23 protein-coding genes are annotated in these 20645 nt (G+C 62.5%); 9 read left to right on the top strand and 14 right to left on the bottom strand.

Annotated elements, in window-relative coordinates; genetic code table 11:
* The first annotated feature begins 18 nt into the window (after positions 1-18).
* Positions 19-522: a PH domain-containing protein gene (locus tag ACKAMS_RS24570; RefSeq protein WP_007726268.1), complete on the top strand. Its 504-nt coding sequence runs from the start codon at positions 19-21 to the stop codon at positions 520-522.
* Positions 519-2090, top strand: coding sequence for a PH domain-containing protein (locus ACKAMS_RS24565; protein ID WP_081305368.1), 1572 nt, complete (start codon positions 519-521; stop codon positions 2088-2090). Before ACKAMS_RS24570 ends, ACKAMS_RS24565 begins: the two co-directional genes overlap by 4 nt.
* Here ACKAMS_RS24565 and ACKAMS_RS24560 read toward each other — a convergent pair.
* The 6 genes from ACKAMS_RS24560 to typA form a co-directional block, all read right to left on the bottom strand.
* Positions 2050-2895 (bottom strand): uroporphyrinogen-III synthase, encoded by an 846-nt coding sequence (locus ACKAMS_RS24560; RefSeq protein WP_003945251.1) that lies wholly within the window; start codon positions 2893-2895, stop codon positions 2050-2052. The genes ACKAMS_RS24565 and ACKAMS_RS24560 overlap by 41 nt on opposite strands.
* Positions 2896-2946: 51 nt before the next feature.
* The gene (locus ACKAMS_RS24555) at positions 2947-3363 is read right to left on the bottom strand and encodes a hypothetical protein (RefSeq protein WP_030536224.1); all 417 of its coding nucleotides are present in this window, start codon (positions 3361-3363) and stop codon (positions 2947-2949) included.
* Between the two features lie 92 nt (positions 3364-3455).
* On the bottom strand, positions 3456-3614 hold the full coding sequence (locus ACKAMS_RS24550) for a hypothetical protein (RefSeq protein WP_003945210.1): 159 nt from the start codon (positions 3612-3614) through the stop codon (positions 3456-3458).
* A gap of 107 nt (positions 3615-3721) precedes the next feature.
* Entirely contained in the window at positions 3722-4606 is an 885-nt protein-coding gene (gene mshB, locus ACKAMS_RS24545) for an N-acetyl-1-D-myo-inositol-2-amino-2-deoxy-alpha-D-glucopyranoside deacetylase (RefSeq protein ID WP_007726273.1), read from the bottom strand.
* Positions 4603-6387 carry an ABC transporter family substrate-binding protein gene (locus tag ACKAMS_RS24540; RefSeq protein ID WP_030536226.1) on the bottom strand — a complete coding sequence of 595 codons (1785 nt, stop codon included), beginning with the start codon at positions 6385-6387 and terminating at the stop codon, positions 4603-4605. The genes mshB and ACKAMS_RS24540 overlap by 4 nt, the downstream gene beginning before the upstream one ends.
* Before the next feature lie 151 nt (positions 6388-6538).
* Entirely contained in the window at positions 6539-8446 is a 1908-nt protein-coding gene (typA, locus tag ACKAMS_RS24535; RefSeq protein ID WP_007726276.1) for a translational GTPase TypA, read from the bottom strand.
* Between the two features lie 324 nt (positions 8447-8770).
* Here typA and ACKAMS_RS24530 point away from each other — a divergent pair, with 324 nt between their 5' ends.
* A complete protein-coding gene (locus ACKAMS_RS24530; protein WP_003945207.1) occupies positions 8771-8947 on the top strand; it encodes a hypothetical protein in 177 nt (58 codons plus the stop codon).
* Here the strand turns inward: ACKAMS_RS24530 and ACKAMS_RS24525 are convergent.
* On the bottom strand, positions 8925-9350 hold the full coding sequence (locus tag ACKAMS_RS24525; protein WP_007726279.1) for a (deoxy)nucleoside triphosphate pyrophosphohydrolase: 426 nt from the start codon (positions 9348-9350) through the stop codon (positions 8925-8927). The genes ACKAMS_RS24530 and ACKAMS_RS24525 overlap by 23 nt on opposite strands.
* Before the next feature lie 16 nt (positions 9351-9366).
* Between ACKAMS_RS24525 and ACKAMS_RS24520 the strand changes: the two genes are divergently transcribed.
* The 3 genes from ACKAMS_RS24520 to ACKAMS_RS24510 all read left to right on the top strand — a co-directional run bounded on the left by ACKAMS_RS24520 (position 9367) and on the right by ACKAMS_RS24510 (position 11161).
* Positions 9367-9669: a 4a-hydroxytetrahydrobiopterin dehydratase gene (locus ACKAMS_RS24520; protein WP_003945236.1), complete on the top strand. Its 303-nt coding sequence runs from the start codon at positions 9367-9369 to the stop codon at positions 9667-9669.
* Between the two features lie 271 nt (positions 9670-9940).
* Positions 9941-10684, top strand: coding sequence for a hypothetical protein (locus tag ACKAMS_RS24515; protein WP_003945233.1), 744 nt, complete (start codon positions 9941-9943; stop codon positions 10682-10684).
* Positions 10685-10762: 78 nt separating this feature from the next.
* On the top strand, positions 10763-11161 hold the full coding sequence (locus ACKAMS_RS24510; protein WP_042448789.1) for a hypothetical protein: 399 nt from the start codon (positions 10763-10765) through the stop codon (positions 11159-11161).
* Here the strand turns inward: ACKAMS_RS24510 and ACKAMS_RS24505 are convergent.
* Positions 11152-11610, bottom strand: coding sequence for a MarR family winged helix-turn-helix transcriptional regulator (locus tag ACKAMS_RS24505; RefSeq protein ID WP_003945257.1), 459 nt, complete (start codon positions 11608-11610; stop codon positions 11152-11154). The genes ACKAMS_RS24510 and ACKAMS_RS24505 overlap by 10 nt on opposite strands.
* Positions 11611-11696: 86 nt before the next feature.
* On the opposite strand from ACKAMS_RS24505, the gene ACKAMS_RS24500 reads away from it, so the two are divergent.
* On the top strand, positions 11697-13142 hold the full coding sequence (locus ACKAMS_RS24500) for an MFS transporter (protein ID WP_019744532.1): 1446 nt from the start codon (positions 11697-11699) through the stop codon (positions 13140-13142).
* A gap of 235 nt (positions 13143-13377) precedes the next feature.
* Entirely contained in the window at positions 13378-13878 is a 501-nt protein-coding gene (locus ACKAMS_RS24495; protein ID WP_007726289.1) for a nuclear transport factor 2 family protein, read from the top strand.
* Here ACKAMS_RS24495 and ACKAMS_RS24490 read toward each other — a convergent pair.
* Positions 13865-14647 carry a DUF1906 domain-containing protein gene (locus ACKAMS_RS24490; RefSeq protein WP_069146332.1) on the bottom strand — a complete coding sequence of 261 codons (783 nt, stop codon included), beginning with the start codon at positions 14645-14647 and terminating at the stop codon, positions 13865-13867. The genes ACKAMS_RS24495 and ACKAMS_RS24490 overlap by 14 nt on opposite strands.
* Before the next feature lie 888 nt (positions 14648-15535).
* Here ACKAMS_RS24490 and ACKAMS_RS24485 point away from each other — a divergent pair.
* Positions 15536-15766, top strand: coding sequence for a PLD nuclease N-terminal domain-containing protein (locus ACKAMS_RS24485; RefSeq protein WP_029255832.1), 231 nt, complete (start codon positions 15536-15538; stop codon positions 15764-15766).
* On the opposite strand, the gene ACKAMS_RS24480 is transcribed toward ACKAMS_RS24485, so the two are convergent.
* From ACKAMS_RS24480 to ACKAMS_RS24460, 5 genes are all read right to left on the bottom strand, one after another.
* On the bottom strand, positions 15754-16695 hold the full coding sequence (locus tag ACKAMS_RS24480) for an antibiotic biosynthesis monooxygenase (protein ID WP_047888871.1): 942 nt from the start codon (positions 16693-16695) through the stop codon (positions 15754-15756). The genes ACKAMS_RS24485 and ACKAMS_RS24480 overlap by 13 nt on opposite strands.
* A gap of 1 nt (position 16696) precedes the next feature.
* Positions 16697-18097: an amidohydrolase family protein gene (locus ACKAMS_RS24475; protein WP_020908493.1), complete on the bottom strand. Its 1401-nt coding sequence runs from the start codon at positions 18095-18097 to the stop codon at positions 16697-16699.
* 69 nt (positions 18098-18166) lie between these two features.
* Positions 18167-18865 (bottom strand): CPBP family intramembrane glutamic endopeptidase, encoded by a 699-nt coding sequence (locus tag ACKAMS_RS24470; protein ID WP_020908494.1) that lies wholly within the window; start codon positions 18863-18865, stop codon positions 18167-18169.
* Between the two features lie 168 nt (positions 18866-19033).
* Positions 19034-19996, bottom strand: a complete 963-nt coding sequence (locus ACKAMS_RS24465; protein WP_223257893.1) for an iron-siderophore ABC transporter substrate-binding protein — start codon at positions 19994-19996, stop codon at positions 19034-19036.
* Positions 19997-20106: 110 nt separating this feature from the next.
* Positions 20107-20586: a VOC family protein gene (locus ACKAMS_RS24460; protein ID WP_007726307.1), complete on the bottom strand. Its 480-nt coding sequence runs from the start codon at positions 20584-20586 to the stop codon at positions 20107-20109.
* Positions 20587-20645 lie beyond the last annotated feature (59 nt).

The following is a 20645-nucleotide window of genomic DNA, read 5'->3' as shown; positions in this document are numbered from 1 at the left end:
TCGACCAAAGTAGTGCCCATGACTGCGCCGCAACCGCTGACCATGGCCGACCCCTTATGGCGACCCAGCACCAAAGCCCCGAGGCTGTGGGCAATCACTGCCTCACTGTTCTGGGTACCCGTCATCGTCGCCGAAATCGTCTGTGCCGTCTTGATACCCGGAATCCCGTCCTGGGTGGTCGGCACCGTATTCGCAGTCACCGTGCTCTTCGCTGCCACCTACATTCTGATGGTCCCGGCGTGGCGGTATCGCGTCCACCGATGGGAGATCAGTGACACCGCGGTGTACACCCGCACCGGCTGGTTCACCCAGGAGCGACGCATCGCACCGATCTCGCGCGTGCAGACCGTGGACACCGAGCGCGGACCGATCGACCGCATGTTGGGTCTGGCAACCGTCACGGTCACGACAGCGTCGTCGGCCGGGGCCGTGAAGATCTCCGCACTCGACCAGGAAGTCGCCGACCGCACGGTGGCTCAACTGACGGAGATCGCGGGTACCAACGTGGGAGACGCGACGTGAACGAGAAACAGTTGGGCGACCCGACCGCGATCGAGATCCCGGTAGAGGCGGAAACGGCAGCTGCCGAGGCCGCGGAAGAGGAACAGCCCTGGCTCCGCCTCGACCGACGCATGCTTCTGGTCCACCCCGTCAACGAAGTCGTCAAACTGCTCCCGGTCCTACTCGTCTCCGTAGTTCTCGGCAGCCAATCCGGAAACCACTGGTGGGGACTCGGCGTCGTCACTCTGCTCGTCATCTTCGGTTTGTTGCGGTATTTCACCACCACGTACCGAATCGGACCCGTCCACGTTCAACTGCGCACCGGGGTCTTCCAGAAAAAGCTGCTCTCCGTCCCGCGTAGCCGCATCCGATCCGTCGACGTCGAGGCCGGGGTCATGCACCGGTTGCTCGGACTGTCGATCGTGCGCATCGGTACCGGCCAGCGCGCCGGGAGCGGCCACGATTCGAACAAGTTCGAGCTCAACGCCCTGTCGACCGCCCTGGTTCCGGACCTACGCGCCGCACTGTTGGCCGGCGCCCAGCAAGCACGGCGACTGGAAACCCCGGGCACGCCGGTCGAAAGCATCACCGAACCGGTCGACACCGAAATCGGTCACTGGGAACCGAGTTGGGTTCGCTACGCCCCCTTTTCGTTCACCGGAATCGCCATCATCGCAGCGATCATCGGCATCTCGTTCCAATACGGCATCGGCACTGCCGTCGCGAAATCCTCGGCAGTGAGCGACAGCTTCGACTCACTCGAGAGCCTCGGCATCGCACTGATGGTCGTCATCGCACTCGTCGTGCTGCTGGTGCTGTCGAGTGCACTCGCCTGCGTCCAGTACCTGATCGCGTTCGGCAACATGAAACTCACCGACAACGGCCGCATCCTGCATGTCAGTCACGGCCTGTTGAAGACTCGGCAAACCACACTCGACCGCGCCCGCCTCCGTGGCACGACGCTCAAGGAACCGCTCCTGCTGCGATTGGCCCGCGGCGCGCGTCTCGACGCCATCATGACCGGGGTCAGCGCCGAGAAGAAGGAATCTTCGCTACTACTCCCACAGGGACCACGCAGGGAAGCCGAGCGAGTGATGGCCACCGTGATCGGTGACTCACGCCAGGCGTCCGCCCCGCTGATCCCGCACGGCCCGGCCGCGCGGCGTCGCCGGTACACCCGAGCACTGTTCCTCGCCGCGGTGGCGTTCCTGGTCTGTGTGGCGTGCGCGGCTTCTGGACTCGATGTACCGATCTACGCGTGGTTCGGGGTCGCCGTACTCGCCATCGGTGGCACTGCCCTCGCCTTCGACCGATACAACGGCCTCGGCCACGCAGTACTACCCGGATGGTTGATCACCCGAAACGGCTCGCTCGATCGCCAGCGTCACAGTCTCGAATCCGAAGGTGTCATCGGATGGACGGTGCGCGAGACGTTCTTCCAACGACGCGCGGGAGTGGCAACCGTCGTCGCCGCGACGCCCGCCGGCACCGGAAGCTACGAGGTGATCGATCTCCCCGCCGAGAACGCGTGGGCATTGATCGAAGCCGTCACTCCGGGCGGTGGCGACGTGTGGGCAGGTCGTCGATGATGAGCCGCGCCAGCGAACCGAGACGCGATCGCTCCGGCTGGATGGTCGGAACACCGAGGAGTTCCAGCGGGGCGGCCGTCACCGGTCCGACGCAGTAGGTCGGTACCGGTCCGCGCATCGCTGCGACGAACCGCTCCAGCTCGCCCATTTCTTTTGCCGTGCTGAGCATCGAGGAGACCGCGGGGGCACTGGTGAAGGTCAGCGCGTCGATCGCACCGGAACGAACTGCAGCGACCAACGCGCGGACCGGCGACTGATCCGGCGGCCGGATCCACCGATAGACCGATACCGGAGTGACAACCGCGCCGATGTCGGCGAGGGAGGCGCTCAGGTCCGTCAACGGCTCCCATTCGGTGATGGTGCCGTGCAACTGGACTGCGATGCGCAAGCCTGCCACTCCCTCGCTTCCGAGATGTGCCAGAACTTCCTCGGACGACTCACCCGAAGGCGACCATTCCTCGCGCAGTCCGGCGCCTCGGATGGCACCCGTCGCCTTGGGGCCGCGGGCGATGATGCGCGTGTGGGCGAGAGCCCCGAGGAACTCCTCGGTCAAACCCCACGAGGCGACGGCGTCGAGCCAACCCCTGAAGCCGATCCCGGTACTGATCACGACCAATTCCGGAGGATCGGCAATCAAAGCGGACGTCTGAGTCCTCAGGTCTCGATCGTCCACCAACGGCAGCACATGGATCACCGGTGTCCGCACGATCTCCGCGCCTCGACGTTCGAGGAGCGTCGCAAATTCTTCGACACGCCGTTCTGCGGTCAAGGCGATAGTCGCACCCGCCAAATCATGTTCAGCCACAGGCTGAGTGTCCCTTATGCACGGGTCAGTTTCCTACGCGCGCGCCGAGAACTATTGCGAGCTGAGGGTGGCGAGTCTGTTGATCGCCACCTTGAAGAGGAAAACGGCGGCCGGAGCGATCGCACCGACCAGCAGCAGGAAGGTCAGAGGGGACGAAAGCACGAGCACGTCGCCGCCGGGGCCGCCCACCATGCACACCAAGAACCCGACGATCCAACCGGCGAGCGGCAATGCGGCCCTACCCGGCGTCGTAACCGTGCGGGCGGCGATCACCAATACGAGGTTCGCGGTCGCGGCTACGAGAATGCTGATGGGAAATGCCGTCGTACCGAGATGAGTCGGCAAGAACAGGACGGACAACACCGCGCACAGAAATCCGTCGAAAATCAGGACGCCGAGGATGACAGGGTCGAGCCACGACAGCGACGTTCCTGTCGAGGCGTCCGTGTTGTTCTCGACGGTCGTCATGGTTTTGATAGTGGTCTATCGGTCGTCATCGCGCGAGCGCGGGGTCCCTCCCGACAAGCACCCCGGCTCGCGCCCGAAAAGCACGAAGCTGATCAGGGAACCGGCGGGAACCCGAGCAGAGTCAGCAAATGACTCTGCTGATCTGCGAATGCGTATAGCGACCCGTAATACAAGTCGTGGTAATAACCAGCCATCGGACGCAACGAATCGACGAAGGCGACGATCTGGTTCTGCAGGTCCCAGTTGTACATTTCTTCAGCCCCCAGGCTTTGCTGTTACCGAAAGGACCACCCATCCGGTGACACGCATCACACACCACTACGGCGTCGATCGCAATGCCTGTGAGCCGACGCCCAGGTCAGCTGTGCAGCCCGCCGAACAGATCGCGCTCGCGGCCGTCCTCACCCACCGGACCGAGCGCGCCGGCGGCCAATACGAAATGCTCGACCGTCAGGATCGGTTGGACCACGTTGTTCGACAATGCGAACTCGGCTCGGCTCGGGGCTACCGTCACCTGAGTGGCGTGGGCGCTCAATGCCCTCGCCTTCGCATCGATGACGCCTCGAACGTCGATTGCCGTCGTCACGTCTGTGTCCTCGACGCTCGGCAATTCCCCGGGCTCGGGCAGACGCCAGTTCTCCGGGAACTCGGAAATCGCCGCGATGCCGCGTTCGAGTCCGCTGCGCTCGGTCACGGTCCAGTAGAACTTCGGAGTCGACCACGGCTCGCCGGTCTCGGGATACGCGGTCGTTCCTGCAGCTTCGACGGCCGCTGTCGTGATCGCGTGCGCCTGGATGTGGTCCGGGTGCCCGTAGCCGCCGTTGGGGTCGTACGTGATCACGACGTGCGGCCGAATCTCACGAATGACGGCGACCACCGCGCCGACTGCTTCGTCGAGTCGAGCATTGACAAAAGCACGGGGATTGGCGGCCGAAGGTGTGCCGATCATTCCGGAGTCGCGATACCGACCGGCACCGGCGAGGAAGCGAGGAGCGGCACTGCCCAAAGCCGACAAAGCAGCGCTCAGTTCCGCGATCCGGTAGCCACCGAGTTGATCGGCCTCGGAAGCCACGAGCCCGGCCCACGCATCACCGATCACTTCGCCTTCCTCCCCCAACGTGCAGGTGAGGACTGTGACCTCGACGCCTTCGGACGCGTATCGCGCGATGGTGCCACCGGTGGTGATCGTTTCGTCGTCCGGATGTGCGTGTACCAACAGAAGTCGCTTCGCCGACGCGGTCACTTTTCCACCCTCACCCAGTCCGTAGCGTTTCCGAATATCCCCACCTGCACCGGCCCGTCGAGGACCACGCCCTCGACTCCGGTCCCGACCGCGACCAGCGCTCGGCTCTGCACGATCGGCAAAACCGCCGCAAGATCCCACAGCTTGGGTTCCGCATCGGCGATCAACGACCCGAGATCCCCGATGCCACTGAGCGCTTCGTCGATCCGACCTTGCAACGCCGGATCACACAGCCCGGACAGGTTGCTCGGAGCCTCGACGCTTGTCGTTCGGATGGGCTCCGGTGTCTGCGACGGCGTCGGTGCGGGCACTGCCGAACTTGTTGCCGGAGTGGAAGGTGCGCTCGGGCAACTGAACCGCGAGGCCAGCGAAGTGGCCGTGTCGGCGCCTGCCCGGCTCCAACCGACGATCATGTCGACGCGTCCTGTCGTCAGGTCCTCGCCGTAGAGTTCCTCCGGCGCCACCGATTCGACGGTCGCCAGGATTCCCACGTCACGCAATTCGTCGGCAGCGGTGTTTGCCACGGCGATCGCGATGTCGTCGTTTTCGGGAGCGCCGATCAGCAGTGTCAACTGGGCGCCGTCACGGACGATCGATCCGACCGTTCCAGTGCCCGTGACGATTCCGGTGGGCGGTGCCGTCAGGTAGCCGGCTGCGGTCAGCTCGCCCAGTGCTTGCTCCCTGGTCGGTTTCGGCGGCGCGGTGGGCGCATATCCCGGATCCGACGGAGCGAGAATCTGAGCTTTCACCGGGGCCGACGCCGATTCACTCCCTGCCGCCACCACGGCGAGCAGGTCCGGATCGAGCAGTCCCAGAACACCTTTACGCACCCGAACATCCGCGAAGTTCTTGCTTCGCCCGTTCACGTTGATGTCGAGAGTGCGCGGAACGTAGGAGAATGCCGTCCTGACACCCGGGATTGCAGACAGCTGAATATCCGTGGCACTACCCGAATGAACCTGCGCCACTTGGGCATCGTCGGTACGCAGCGCATCCGCCAACTGCGCAGCCGTTCCTCCGCGTCGCAGAACTATCTGATCCGGGTCTGAAGGCTTGCCCCAGAATCGGTCGTTGCGTTCGAGCACGATTTCGTCCCGGCCGCGGTCGACCGAGCGCACGTGAAAGTGGGCTCCCGACACCGGAATCCCCTCACTCAGGCCGGTGCTGAAACCGCCGGGAGTGTCCTTGATCAGGTGGGACGGAAGAATATCGGTGAACAACTCTCGCCATGCCGGATACGGCGCACGCATCACGACGTTGACCGTTTTGCCGCCGCCGGACGAGTTCACGTCGTCGATCATCTGATAGCCCGCGGGATTGACCACACCGGGAACCGAGATCATCTGCTGCCACAGGTAGCGAAAGTCTTCTGCCGCAATGGGAGCGCCGTCCGACCATTGGGCTTCGTTGCGCAGTTGGTAGCGAATCGTGAACGGGGCCTCCGACGTCACTTCAGCGGAAACGAGGAAAGAATCGTCGATCGCCCACTCCGTCGCGCCAGGTTGTGTGGGCGAATTGATCGGGCGAAACGCACTGGGCAGTACGAGGTTGCCGACTGCGGAGTTGACCGGCGACTGATCCGCGAGCAGGTGCGGGTTGAATCCGCCTCCCACCTCGTCGATTGCCACAGTGACCTGCTTCATCGCCGGAACGACCGGAGTCGGTGTGGGCTTGACGGTTTCGGTGCTCTCGACCGGAGGCGGCGGATCGGCTGTACATGCAGTCAGTGACAACGCCGTCACTGCCACTGCCAACGCCAGGTAGCGACGTCCTGAGGCCACAGACAATTCCTTCCGTACGGGGCCGCGTCGCCCCTTTGCACTCGATTCCCTGGCAGATCTTTCGCCTGGAAACCATGAAGGCGAATGTACCTTTCCGCCGAAAACTCGGCTGAAAGGCACATCCGCCTGTCAGGTTGCAACCGACGAAAGACTACAGAGCAGCCTTGTCGCGTGCCTTGCTACGTGAACGCTCGCGAGCGCGCTCGGTTGCGTTGAGGTGCACCTTGCGGACGCGGACGTCCTCCGGGGTGACCTCGACGCACTCGTCGCTGGAGCAGAACTCCATCGCTGCTTCGAGTTCGAGCTTGATCGGCTTTGCGAGGGTCTCCATCACGTCTGCGGACGACTGACGCATGTTGGTCAGCTTCTTCTCGCGAGTGACGTTGATGTCGAGGTCTTCCTGACGCGGGTTGATACCGACGACGTGTCCCTCGTAGGTGTCTGCGCCGGGCTCGACGAAGAAGGTTCCACGGTCGGCCAACTGGATCATGGCGAACGGCGTCACCGTGCCGGAGCGGTCCGAGACGAGCGAGCCGGTGTGGCGCGCACGGATCTCGCCGGCCCACGGACCGTATCCGTCGAACACGGCGTTGGCGATACCGGTTCCGCGGGTTTCCGTGAGGAAGTCCGTGCGGAAGCCGATGAGGCCACGCGAAGGAACGATGAACTCCATGCGAACCCAGCCTGCGCCGTGGTTCGACATCTGGACCATCTTGCCCTTGCGGTTGGCCAGGAGCTGCGTGATGGCGCCGAGGTACTCCTCGGGGCTGTCGATGGTCAGCTCTTCGAAAGGCTCGTGAACCTTGCCGTCGACGAGCTGCGTGACAACCTGCGGCTTACCGACGGTGAGTTCGAAGCCCTCACGACGCATCTGCTCGACGAGGATGGCGAGCGCGAGCTCTCCACGACCCTGGACCTCCCACGCATCGGGGCGACCGATGTCGAGGACCTTGAGCGAGACGTTACCGACGAGCTCCTGGTCCAGGCGGGACTTGACCATGCGTGCAGTCAGCTTGTGACCCTTGACGCGACCGACGAGCGGTGACGTGTTGGTGCCGATCGTGACCGAGATTGCCGGCTGGTCGACGGTGATGCGGGGCAGTGCGACCGGGTTCTCCAGATCGGCGAGGGTGTCGCCGATCATGATGTCCGGGAATCCTGCGACGGCGCAGATGTCACCGGCGACGGCGACCTCACCGGGAACGCGCTCGACACCGATGGTCGTGAGGAGTTCGGTGATCTTGGTCTTCGTGACGACGGGCTCGCCGTCGACCTCGCGGCACCAGGACACGGTCTGGCCCTTGCGCAGCTCGCCGTTGTGGATGCGAACGAGTGCGAGGCGACCGAGGAATGCGGATGCGTCGAGGTTGGTGACGTGAGCCTGCAGCGGTGCGTCGACCGAGCCCTTCGGCGCGGGGACGTACTCCATCAGCACCTGGAAGAGTGCGGTGAGGTCCTCGGCGTCGGGAGCCTTGCCGTTCTCGGGCTGCACGGTCGATGCCTTGCCTTCGCGACCGGACGCGTAGAGGACGGGAAGTTCGAGTGCGAGCTCAGCGGCTTCGGCGGCCTCGTCGGACAGGTCCGATGCGAGGTCGAGGAGCAGGTCCTGAGCCTCGGTGACAACCTCTTCGATGCGGGCGTCGGGGCGGTCCGTCTTGTTGACGACCAGGATGACGGGCAGCGAAGCGGCGAGTGCCTTGCGCAGCACGAAACGCGTCTGCGGCAGGGGTCCCTCGGAAGCATCGACGAGCAGGACGACGCCGTCGACCATGGACAGGCCGCGCTCGACCTCGCCACCGAAGTCGGCGTGGCCGGGGGTGTCGATGACGTTGATGACGGTGATGGAACCGTCTTCGTTGACCTTATGTACTGCGGTGTTCTTCGCGAGAATGGTGATGCCCTTCTCGCGTTCGAGGTCGCCGGAGTCCATAACGCGATCGACCAGCTCGGCGCGCTCCTCGAACGCGCCGGACTGACGAAGCATGGCGTCGACGAGGGTGGTCTTGCCGTGGTCGACGTGTGCGACGATGGCAACGTTACGGAAGCTGGTGATGGTCACGCGATGGCTCTCCTGGCTGAGTTGATTCGGCCACGCGAAAGTCAAGTCGCACGGCTCTTCTGGTGGCCGCTGCACGAGTGTGTGATCCGAATCAGGGCACGAATCGCCTGAGAAGGCACCGCGGCCTAGTAAATACTACTCGCTCCGGGCTGATACTCCTGCATTGTGCGGCCTCTATCACCGCCCCCACCAGCGAATAGTGATCTGCACCACGCCGATGCGCGTAGGATTACGACCTGGAGAAACAGGTCATTTAAGGGTACGCTAACCTCGTTCCAAGAGCGGGCTCTCCGCCGTAGTGAAACAGGAAAGCCGCAGCGTCACATGGGAAAAGTCAAGGCAAGCAAGGTCTCGCAGCTCAAGCCGAAGAAGAAGTGCTGCCGCAAGAAGACGCGGTGCATCAAGTGTCCCGTCGTCATCATGCGGATGAAGAAGCTCGAGAACGAGGGCGCATCCAAGAAGGAACTGAAAGCGGGTCTCAAGAAGGCTCGTGCGGCGTAAGCGCGCTCAATTCCGCGAGTAACTCGGGGATCCAGGCTCGATCGTTGTCCACCAGATCCATCGACAACAGTTCTTCGGCGTCGACCCATGTCAATTGAGCATGGTCGAGCGCGACCGGTTCTCCCGACACCAACTCCGCCCGGTAGGCCCGCAGGACCAACCCAGGCGACAGTGGCACGTCGACGCCGATTCTGGCGCCGCATCTCACCTCGACCGCCAGTTCCTCGAGCAGCTCCCGCGCCAACGCGTTCTGTGGCGATTCGAATTCTTCGACCTTCCCGCCCGGCAGCTCCCAACGACCGGCCAAAGCCGGCGGACTCGTCCGCTGCGCGAGGAGCAGCCTTCCCTCGCGGAAGATCGCACCGGCGACAACTTCCCGATCCCTTGCAGGTGCATCACTCATCGCACCATGATGGAGTATGGCCACTTTGTTGTCCGACTCCGCGATCCAAAACGCTCTCGACGAACTGCCCGCCTGGCAACTGTCGCCCGGGTCGATCACTCGCACGGTCGACTCCGCGACATTCCCGGACGCCATCGCGCTTCTTCAACGCATCGCGGCAGTCGCCGAGGCCGCGGATCATCATCCCGACATCGACGTTCGCTGGCGAAAGGTCACGTACACGCTTTCGACACACTCGGCGGGCGGTCTCACGGAACTGGACTTCGACCTTGCCCGTCGAATTGACGTACTCGTCGACGATTCGGTCCGTTTCGACTGATCTTCGAGTGAACAAACCTCGCAATCTGACGTAACAGTTGCATCAACTTTCACATAGATCACTTCAGTCACAGGTATGGTCGCCGTAAATCACGATCGAGGCCGGTCATGCCATAGACTCCCCCCGGTGCGTAGCTGCTCAGCAACTGAACAGCTGTACAACCCGGGGGCTCTGTACATAGAGTGACCCCTCGAGCCGTCAAACGCGGAGCTCGCCTAGGCGCCCGCGCGGTATGACTAAGGATGGGGAAACAGTGCTTCGAACCCGAGGTATGCGAAAGGCGTTCACCGCCGTCGCTATTGCCGCAGTAGCAGGACTGGCATTGCCGGCACAGGCAATGGCCGATCCGGCAGCACCGCCCGCACCCGAAAGTGTGCCGATCGAGTTCCTCGCATCGTTTGCGCCCGCCATCATCGGCGCCGCCGCAGGTCCGGCCGATGTTGCAGGCGGACCGCAGCAAGCGTTGCTCGACCAGGCTCGCGCGATCCTGAACTCCCCAGGCATTCCGCCCGAGATCAAGGCCACCCTCGAGAAGGTCATCACCTTCCTCGACGGCAGCGGCGGCGGCGGACCGGCGATCCCGGACGAGAACGCCCCCGTCATCGCGCAGTTCCTCTACCCGACGCTTGGCAAGGGCTGCATCTCGGCCACCGCCGATTCGGTCGGAACCGCACTTGCCGTTCCCGGCCCGGCTCACCTGCCTCCTCCCGGTCCCGCTGCCGGTCAGGCCGGATTCGTCTTCACCGCTCTCGGTACGGCTCCCGCCGTCGACGACCAGCCGGTGCCGATGACCGTCACCTGGGTCAACATCGACAACCAGCGCAGCGCCACCCAGAACTTGACCAACGCCGCACGCATCAACCCGGACGGCCCAGCCACTCTGTCGGCTATCGCCGATACCGGCCCCGGACGCGTTCTCTCGGTGATCAGCGGTTCGCTGACCACCCAGCCGGAAGGCGCAGATCGCATCACCTGCAGCTTCCTTCCGACCGTGGGCATGTTCGCGGTAGCTTGATCGAAGTCTTGTGAAAGGGACCCACCGAATTTCGGTGGGTCCCTTTTGCATCTCCGATCACCGTGATAGACCCGATAGATGGGACATCTACGAGTGGACATCACGCACGGTCGTCCAGAGAAGAAATCCGGCCCAGACCAGTCGATACGGTCACACAAGTCGACGCGATCGATACTGTCCATCCGATCCGAGGGGTCCATTCTCTCGATCGGATCGGCGTACTCGATCCTGTCGATCGGTAGCGTCGGCTCTTTTCTTTCGATCGGAAGCATCGGGTCTACGGCGTCGGTCCTGAGTTCGGGCTCGTTCGCCAGTCTCGGGTCCGCGCTGTCCGGTCTCTCACGTTGGTCACTGCTCTCCTGGCGTGGAAATCATGCAGCCCCCGAAGAACACCCGAAACTTGTTGTCATTGCGCCGGAATCGGATTCGAGCGATCCGGACCGCTCACTACGATCCGTCTCGCACTCTCAGACCTGATTCGGTCGCGGCCATTCGCGGCCTTCCAGCGCTTCGACCGAGGTATTGAATTGCCGCAGTAGGTCACCGAGCGCGAGACGCTGCTCCGGCGTCCACTCGCGGAGGACCTTTTCGACACCGGCTGTCGAATGTTCGCGATCAGCACGAAGTTTCGACAGCCCCTGCGCCGTCGGCCGGACCTTTCGCGCGAGCCCTCCGTCCGGATCCTCCACTCGCTCCACCAAGCCCTGACGCCTCAGCGCGCCGATCTGCCGGTTGATGGTGGAGATGTCGAGCGAGAAAGCGCAGGAGAGTTCCTTGAGGCTCATGGGATGTTGCAATTCCAGTCGACCGAGCAGTAGATACGCCGACCGGTCCAGATGAAGTTCGGCCCGTTGTGCGAGCGCGTGGTAACGCGAGAGCAGAGTCAACTCGTACTCGATATTCACCAGATCAGGGTCCCGGTCCATCCTCATATTGTGCAGACTACACACGATGTGTAGCGTGCACACTGGGGCGAACGCACCGAAACCGAACACGCCATGGCGGGAGCCGAATGTCCGTTCACGCAGATTCGTCGAGCGTCGACGAGAAATCCCCGGACAAGAAAACCACGGCCACGAACTACGCCCCTTCTGGTCCCGTACTCACTGTCCTCGGGCTGTGCGGAATCGTCGTCGCCTTGATGCAGACGCTGGTAGTCCCCATCATTCCGCAGTTGCCTCACCTGCTGAACTCCACTCCCGCCGACACCTCGTGGGCGGTCACCGCAACGCTCCTCGCCGCCGCGGTGATCACGCCGATCAGCGGGCGCCTCGGCGACATGTTCGGCAAGAAACGAATGCTGCTCGTCAGTCTCGGGATGGTCGTTTTGGGCTCGGCCATCTGTGCGATCGCACCTTCACTGATCGTGCTCGTTGTCGGCCGCGCTCTTCAAGGAGCATCGGTCGGGGCAATTCCATTGGGCATAGCCATCATTCGTGATGTTCTTCCACCGAAGAAAGTGGCCGGAGCCATGGCGGTCATGAGCGCCACCCTCGGCGTCGGCGGTGCGATCGGACTGCCGATCGCTGCGGTGATCGCTCAGAATGCCAACTGGCACTTCCTCTTCGTCACTTCGGCAGCGTTCGGGCTGATCTGCATCGCACTGGTTGCGTTCGTGATTCCCGAATCGACGGTACGACGCCCGGGACGCTTCGACTTCGTCGGAGCGTTCGGCCTCACCGTTGGTCTGATAACTCTGTTACTCCCCATCACCAAAGGCGGAACCTGGGGATGGGGCGACCCGAAAACCCTGGGCCTCCTGGCAGTTTCCGCTCTCAGTTTCCTCGTCTGGGGATGGTGGGAACTTCGACGCAGCGCACCGCTGGTAGACCTCCGCGTATCGGCCCGGCCTCAGGTTCTCTTCACCAACTTCGCCTCGATCGCCGTCGGTTTTGCCATGTACGGCAATTCCTTGACGCTCCCCCAACTCCTCATGGCACCGACGTCCACCGGCTACGGACTCGGACTGTCCATGGTCGCAGCGGGACTCGCACTGGCCCCCGGTGGACTCGTCATGATGGCGCTCTCACCCGTCTCCGCTCGCATTTCGGCGTGGCGTGGCCCACGAATCACGCTGATGCTCGGCGCCCTCGTCATCGGATTGGGTTATGCCTTTGCATATTTCACGGTGTCGAGCGTCTGGCAGGTCGCCGTGGCCGGAATGTTCATCGGCGCGGGCGTCGGGCTCTCTTACTCGGCCATGCCCGCCCTGATCATGGGAGCAGTCCCCATCACGGAATCTGCAGCCGCGAACGGACTGAACTCTTTGATGCGATCGATCGGCACGTCGACGTCTGCCGCGATCGTGAGCGTCGTTCTGGCCGGAATGACCATCACCGTCGGCACCGCAGTGATCCCCTCGTTCGAGGCGTTTCGTGCCACGTTCCTGATTTCCATCGCCGCCGCCGCTGTGACGATGGTGTTCGCCGGGTTGATTCCCAAACAGAAAGTCACGTAAGGGAATCAACCCGGCAGAGGACTCACTTCTCCGAAGAGCCTTCGATGCTGCCAGTCTGCAACTTCGACAAAAGTGTGTAGATGAAATTGATGATGATCTCCACGTGGTGCCCTCTCACATAATGGGTCCCCGACCCGTCAACGACGGTACCGCAGAACTCTTCTGCATCGAATCACCGACAATCAATTCTGCAACGTGTTCTAATCTGAAGCGACGACAAACCGAGGAGCCCTTCATGACCTGGACGCGTACCGAACTCGAAGACGCCTTCGCGGGGTACCAGAACACCGTTGTCGAGTGCACTCGTTCCGGCGATTGGAACGCCTTCGCGGACATGTTCACCGAGGACGTCGTCTACGTGGAACACGCTTTCGGAACCCTCAATGGCCGAGAAGCTGTACGCAAGTGGGTCACTCGCACGATGACAGAGTTCCCGGGGCACCGCATGACCGAATTCCCGGCCAACTGGTTCGTCGTCGACGAGCAGCGCGGATGGATCGTGTGCGAGATCGACAACCCGATGGAGGATCCGGGCGACGGATCCAAGCACGGAGCCGCCAACATCACGATCCTGCATTACGCCGGCAACGGATTGTGGTCTCGCGAAGAAGACGCCTACAACCCGATGAACTTCCTGTCGATGGCAAAAGCATGGTGCCTCGCCGCCGAAGCGGCGGGCACCCTCCCCGATGACGCCAAGGCCTGGCTCGCCAAATTCGGCGCTATGGTGCGATAGATCCTGTCGGTAACGAGGAACCAACCGGTTGGGCCGGCCCGACCGAGCCGGCCAACGACCACTGCCCGTAGTCGCGAGTGAGGATCGAGTTCAGATCCACGCCGACGCCGTCGACCTTGCGCTTGTCGATCTCGAACTGGTGCAGGTTTGCCCTCGGGTGCACATATCCTGCGGGTGAACCCCAATTGTGCTGCCAGAACCAGGTTCCGACGCCGGCGCTGATCATTGCGTCGATCACGCGCGTGTTTCCGTAGATACCGAGTGCTCCGTTGCCGACGACCGAGGCCCACCCCTCGAGGTACGGCGAGATCAGTGTAGTGATTTCGGTACTGGTCGGGTTGTCGTCGATCGACGCGTAAATCGGCCGACCGGACGGCCCACCAGCCGCAGCGTGTAGTTCGAGGCCACGGGAAGCATGACGCTTGCCTGCCTCGCGAGCCCCGCGCCAGTCCGCCGTTCCGCCCTTGCCGAATTGATAGCAGGAAACGACTTGGAGTCCGGCCGCCGTCAACGCGTCGGTTTCCCGCGCCAGTACGGGCTTGCCGACCATCCAATCGGCTCCCGGGCGCCTATCCGAGACATATCGAATGGCGCCTGCATACCCGGCGGCCTTGATTGCCTGAGCGGACGGCACACCGGCGGCGTAATCGAGCAGGGTCCCCAGCGAACCGGCATTGGCCACCGACGTCGTACCGCTCAATGCAGCGAGTCCGGCAGCTGCCGATCCAGCCGCTGCGTACTTGAAGAGGTTTCTTCGCGAGACGTGCACAAAGCTCCGATCATCGGCGTGTCCCGCTGGAAGTGGCGGGCAGGCAAGCTATCTTCTTTCGCTCGCATTCCACCACAGTCACATCAACCCCGCCATGCACTTGGCCAACAATGCTCACATTGTCACCAAATTGGACGCTAGACAGATAGTCAGACAGACAACAGTGGCCCCCGAAGACATCGTCTTCGGGGGCCACTGAGTCGGCCTAGCGGCCGGAAGCTATCAGCTGAGCGAGGTGAAGAAGCTCAGAGCGCTGAAGAGATCAGACGCGTTGCTGAAGAAGTCGTTGAGGAAGGTGAAGGCATCCGAGAATTCTGCGCTGCTCATGCGATGTGCTCCTGTCGAAGATACGGTCCAGAGGATTGCCGCCACGTGAGTGGCTGCTGGCGATAAGAGTAGAGGTCTTCCGTTACTTCCGCGACACCAAATGTGTCCGGGACGTTACATTTCGACCCCTTCGGGACACGGACATACACACAGGTGACGCCCACCGGCAGTGATCAAACTGTCACCTACGGACGATTTATTGACGTATTCCGAACATCGTTCCCGATAACAGCTATCTCTCAGCATCAAACCTGTAGGCGGACCACAAGATTGGCAAGCCTTACTTAACAGAGGGGGCGTTGCTCCCGCTAGAGCGCGTACCAGCAGATTGGCCAAATCCCTCGCGGCAATGTGGCCACGCGAGCTTAGTCCGGGCGCAAACATTCAGCCACAGTTCGAGTTAGCGAGATCTTTACGCCGAAAACGACCATCCCGACTGACCGCGGGACCGTACCTAGCGGTCATCATGGTGACGCTATTCACACCGATTTGCGGAACTCCAGGCACCGATAGCAGCCCTATCTCGACACCAATCGGACGTTCGAGGGCACAGTGGAGTTCATGAACCTCACAAAAAAGAAATCCTGGAGTGAGCTGTCACCCGCGCAGCGCCGCGTCGCCGCCCTGCTCGCAACGATTCAGTCCCTGTTGGCGATCGCCGCGTGGACAGACCTGGCGCGACGCCCTGCCGATACGGTCAACGGCAGCAAGAAGAAGTGGGCGGCGATCATCTTCGTCAACTTCTTCGGGCCGCTCACCTACTTCCGCCGAGGCCGGATTCAGTCGAAGTAGTCCCAGAACTGCAGCCACTTCACGGAGGCGAAGAGCGTCAGAGTCACGACGTACACCGCAATTACCGCTGCGACACCGCGCCAGTTGGTGCGGGGAACGGCGCCGTCGACCGGGTCGAGCCAGTGGCGGAACCACCTGGTGACCGTCGGCATCAGGAACCACGTCATGGCGCCGACGCTGACTATCTGGCTCAACCACATCGACAGCCACGGCGGCGCTCCGATCCCGTCGAGCAGCGGACCGAGAAATCGTGACAGCGTCATCACTGTCGGATAGAGAACGAGCAGGATGATCATCGCCGTTTTCCAATTCGGCGTCGCACGGGTCTGCCCGTTCTCCGTGCGCAGAATCGTACCGAACGGTGTCGACCGCGTGGTCTCGGTGAAGTCCTCGGCCAACTCGGCTCGCAGTTTCGGCAGTGCCGCGGCCCTTTCGGGCGACGCCATCCACTCCGCCAATTGCTGCTCGGTCCGAAACCGAAGGACGGACTTCCACTGGGTGGAGTCGGTGACCGACCGCAACAACATCACCGACTCGTAGCCGGAAAATCGCGAACTGAGATCGATGAGATGGCGTTGCGTTCGCAGAAACTCGTTCTCCTTACCCATGACGACGACGTGGTCGTACACGCCGATACCGGGCGGCGGCAGAACTCCGTCGACGAGGACCAGATCACTCGTCTGTGCCAGAATTCCCGTTGCCGCAGCAGCTCTTTCGAGATCGCGGCGATCACTCGACTCCAGCCAACGGTGAAGATCGTCGGCACTGTCGAATGTGACAGACATGCCGTGCGACACCGGTTCCGGTTGATCACTGATGCCACAGCTCAGGTAGCCGTCGAATCGACCGGCGGTCTCGGCCGCACGCTCGACCCACGCCCGGAATCCCGAACTCGTTCGGTGATACCCGGTGATGGCGGTTGCGGACACGTCAGCCCGACACCCGGCGCCCTTGCACGTATACGTGCGCAATCGCGGGCTCGCGCATCGCCATCAGGAGGCCGAAGAGCGTCTGGTCGCGGGCGAGTATCGGATCATCCGAACGTGTTCCGTGGTTGACGAGCCCGGCGAGCGGCGGCCACCCGGAGGGATCGATCACCAGGAAGTCGGCCTCTTTGCCCTCATCGAAGTTGCCGATCCGGTTCTCCATGTCCAGCGCGCGAGCACCGGCGAGTGTTCCGGTGAACAGCAGTTCGGCGGGGTGCATCGACACTCCGTCGTCGCCGGCTTCGGAGATATGAACCTTGAAGGCGTCGCCGAGGACTCGGGTGAGCAGGCACTCGTCGCCGCCGCCGAAGTCCGATCCGATCGCGATGTTGACCCCTGACGCAACGGTTCGTTTCCACGGCATGGTGCCTGAGCCGAGAAACTGCTGGGACGTCGGGCAATGTGCGATCGAGGTTCCGGTCTCGGCCATGCGTGCGAGTTCGGAGTCCTGGCAGTGCACCGAGTGCGCGAGTATCGCGCGCGGACCCAGAAAGCTCTTTCCGCCGACCTGTGAGCCGGGGAGGAACTTGCCGTCGTACGTGTCGAGATAGGTCTCGACCTCGTACTCGGCGAGTGTGGTTGCCACCTCGCCGGTTCCCGGCCGATTGTTCTCATTGAGGTGACTGTGGAAGTAGACGCCTCGGTCACGGACCGAGTCGTACAACTCCCCCAAGTCTTTCAGCGTCCGTGTTGTCACCGCGAGGGAGAAGCGAGGAACCACTGCAACGTGAATGAGTGCGGTGTTCACGTCGCCGGTGTCGGCCGCGTGCCACTTGTCGATCTCCTCGCGGGTGAGTCTGATCGCGTCCTCTTCCGAGGTGATCAGCGCGGCAGCGGACGCCGGGCCGGTGGTCTGAATCCCGCGGCCGCTGACCACTCGAAGGCCGCGATTCAGAGTTTCACTGAACAATGCGTCCTGTGCGTGCGGGAAGGCCGATCCGAACACCATCGCGGCCGTCGTTCCCGTGGCGATTCGGCGAGCGCAGAAGGCCTCGGCAGCGTGCTGGGCGAACTCCGGATCAGCGAATCTCGATTCGGAGGGAAAGACGCACAGGTCGAGCCACTCGAGGAGTTGGCCGCCGCCGTACGCATCGCCGGCGTAGGTCTGCGGGAAATGAATGTGGGCATCGACGAATCCGGGCAGCAGGAAACCCGGTCGATGATCGTGAATTTCGCCGCCCGCGAGGTCTCCGGGGAGCGATTCGAATTCTCCGCAGTAGACGATCGTTCCGGCATCGTCGATCGCCAAGACGCCGTCGGGGATCGAGACGAGCGACTGCGCCGCATCCTCAACCGTCGGACGACCGGAAATGTGGAAGACATGGCCTCGATGAAGGTGCGTCACTTACTGAGCAAAGCACAAAACTACCCGGCGCCGCGCGGCGAATGCTGTCCTTTTTGTCAGATATTGGGATCAAGCAAGAGTTGCATGCCAAACAAGAGCCGCAGCCAGTGCACCTGCACCATTCAACGACCAATGCAGAGCAATCGGCGCAATCAGGCTGCCGCTGCGATGACGAAGCCAGGTGAATACGAGACCGGCCGCAGCGGTGGCGAGAACAGCTCCGAGGATGCCGGCGACCTGGCCGACGACTCCGGTACCGAGAAAGCCGGACAGCCCTTCGTTACCACTGGTCAAACCCATCGACGACGCGATATGCCACAGTCCGAACATCAGAGAACCGGCAGCGGCGACGCCGCGGAATCCACTGACCCGGTTCAACGTGCCGTGCAGGACGCCACGGAAAGCCAACTCTTCGGGAATGACGGTCTGCAGCGGGATCACGATCATCGACGCGATGATCGCGCCGGAAATAGTGGCGTAGCGATCCGCCATGAAGAAAGGACGTGTGAGCGGAAGCAGAGCGCCGACGGCGACAACGGTCAGGACCAGGCCGACGGCAGCAAGCGCGTACTTCGAACCTCGCCGCAGGTCACGAGGGGACAGCCCCAATTCCGCCCAACCCATTCCCCGGCGCTTGGTGAGCGCCAACAGGACGAGAGCAGAGATGGGTACCGTCGCGATGCTTGCCCAGGCGGTGGTGAAATGCGCGATCAGATTGGTTCCCACCAGCACCACGATCACAACAGCGATATCCACGTATGCATGCATCCGCGGAAAACGAGGAGCGGTCGCTTCGATCTCCACTGGAGCGATCTCCACTGGGCCGCCGCTCGTTAGCTGAAAGTTCACTTTTTCCAGTGTACTGACGCACGAGAACTGCCCGCCACTGTTTGCGAACACGCTCACAGTGACGGGCAGGTCCCGAAACACCTCTGATCAGGCGCCGAGCGTGCTCGCAAACTTCGGAACGGCGTTGTCGATTGCGTAGGTCAACCCCGGTACCGAGCCACTCGAGAACGCATTGACGAGTGCCGGGTCATCGAGGATCAACAGATGTCCCTCCTGGGCCGACGGGATTGCGCGCAGCAGCGGATCGTTCGCAAACGCACTGCTGTCGAGGAAGATCGGAAACAGAACCGTGAGATCCGCGTCGAACAAGTTCAGGTTCTCGTTGGCGACCGGGATGTAGAAGTTTCCGGTGGCTTTTTCGGTGATCGCCGTCGGGATCGTGAAGCCGAGGCGCGTCATGAAGTCTGCGCGTGCGTCGCCGGGTACGTACGCGCCGTAACCATCGGAACTGTAGGCGCCGACGGCCGCTGTCTTACCCGCAAAGCTCGGATTGGCGGCAATTGCAGCGTCGAACTTGGCGTCGAGGCCGGACAGTAGCGCCTTTCCTTCTGCTTCCTTGCCGAGAGCCTTCGCGACGAGTTCGGTCTGCTGCTCGACCGTCGTCCCGTACGCAGTGGCCAGACCCGGCGGCGGCCCGACCGTCGGCGCGATGGCGCTGAGCTTGTCGTAGGTGGCCTGCGTGTTGTCGCTTCTCGTCCACAAAATCAGGTCCGGGTCGAGAGCAATGACGTCCTCGATGCTCAGGTCCATGGTTCCGAGGATCTTCGGGTCCGTGGTGAACTCGTCCGCAATCCAGGGTCCGACACCCTTGCCACCGAACGCCATCCAGTCCGCGACACCGACCGGCTGTGTTCCGAGGGCAAGTGCCGTCTCGGCGTCCGACCAACCGAGCGCGACGACGCGCTGCGGGTTGGCCGGGACCTCGACGTCGCCGAACATGGTCGAGACGGTTGCTCCCGCCTCCGCGGGTGCGTCAGCGCTGTCGCTGCTGCAGCCGGCAAGCCCGGCGACGGCGAGCGAGGCCGCCAAGGCGGTGACTGCAATCTTCATTCGAGAGACTTTGATTCGCATGGTTACCAGCACTCCTCCAACGCTCCAGCGAGAATTAGGGAAGGCTAGCATCAGCTAACGAAGACTGTCGCCCATCGGCCAGATCGTATTCAGGATGCGTCTGCGGCCCGTTCGAGCTCCGCGATGTCGATCTTCTTCATCTTCATCATCGCGTCCGTGGCGCGTTGTGCCTTGGCCCGATCCGGATCCTTCATCAGTTCGAGAAGACGATTCGGGACTACCTGCCAGGACAATCCGAACTTGTCCTTGGCCCATCCGCACGGGCCCTCTTCCCCACCTTCGGTCAGCCTGGACCAGTAGTGATCGACCTCAGCCTGATCGACGCACGGAATCTCGAATGACACTGCTTCCGAGAACGTGAACATCGGTCCGCCGTTCAATCCGGTGAATCGCTGACCGCCGAGCTCGAAGCTGACGGTCATCACCGATCCCGCCGGCATTCCGGAAGGCGATCCCTCGACGTATCTTTCGATTCCCAGGATCTGCCCGGAACCGAACACCGAGATGTAGAAGTTCGCTGCTTCTTCTGCTTGGTTGTCGAACCACAAACAGGGAGTGATGGAAGGCATGTTCTGTCCTACTTTCTTAGGTGCGGGTTTGATCCGGTCATTCGTAAGATCGGAGAGCC

It is taken from the genome of Rhodococcus sp. 5A-K4 (assembly GCF_046097995.1).
GTDB lineage: Bacteria > Actinomycetota > Actinomycetes > Mycobacteriales > Mycobacteriaceae > Rhodococcus_F > Rhodococcus_F erythropolis.
This window is presented reverse-complemented; position numbering and strand designations above follow the sequence as displayed.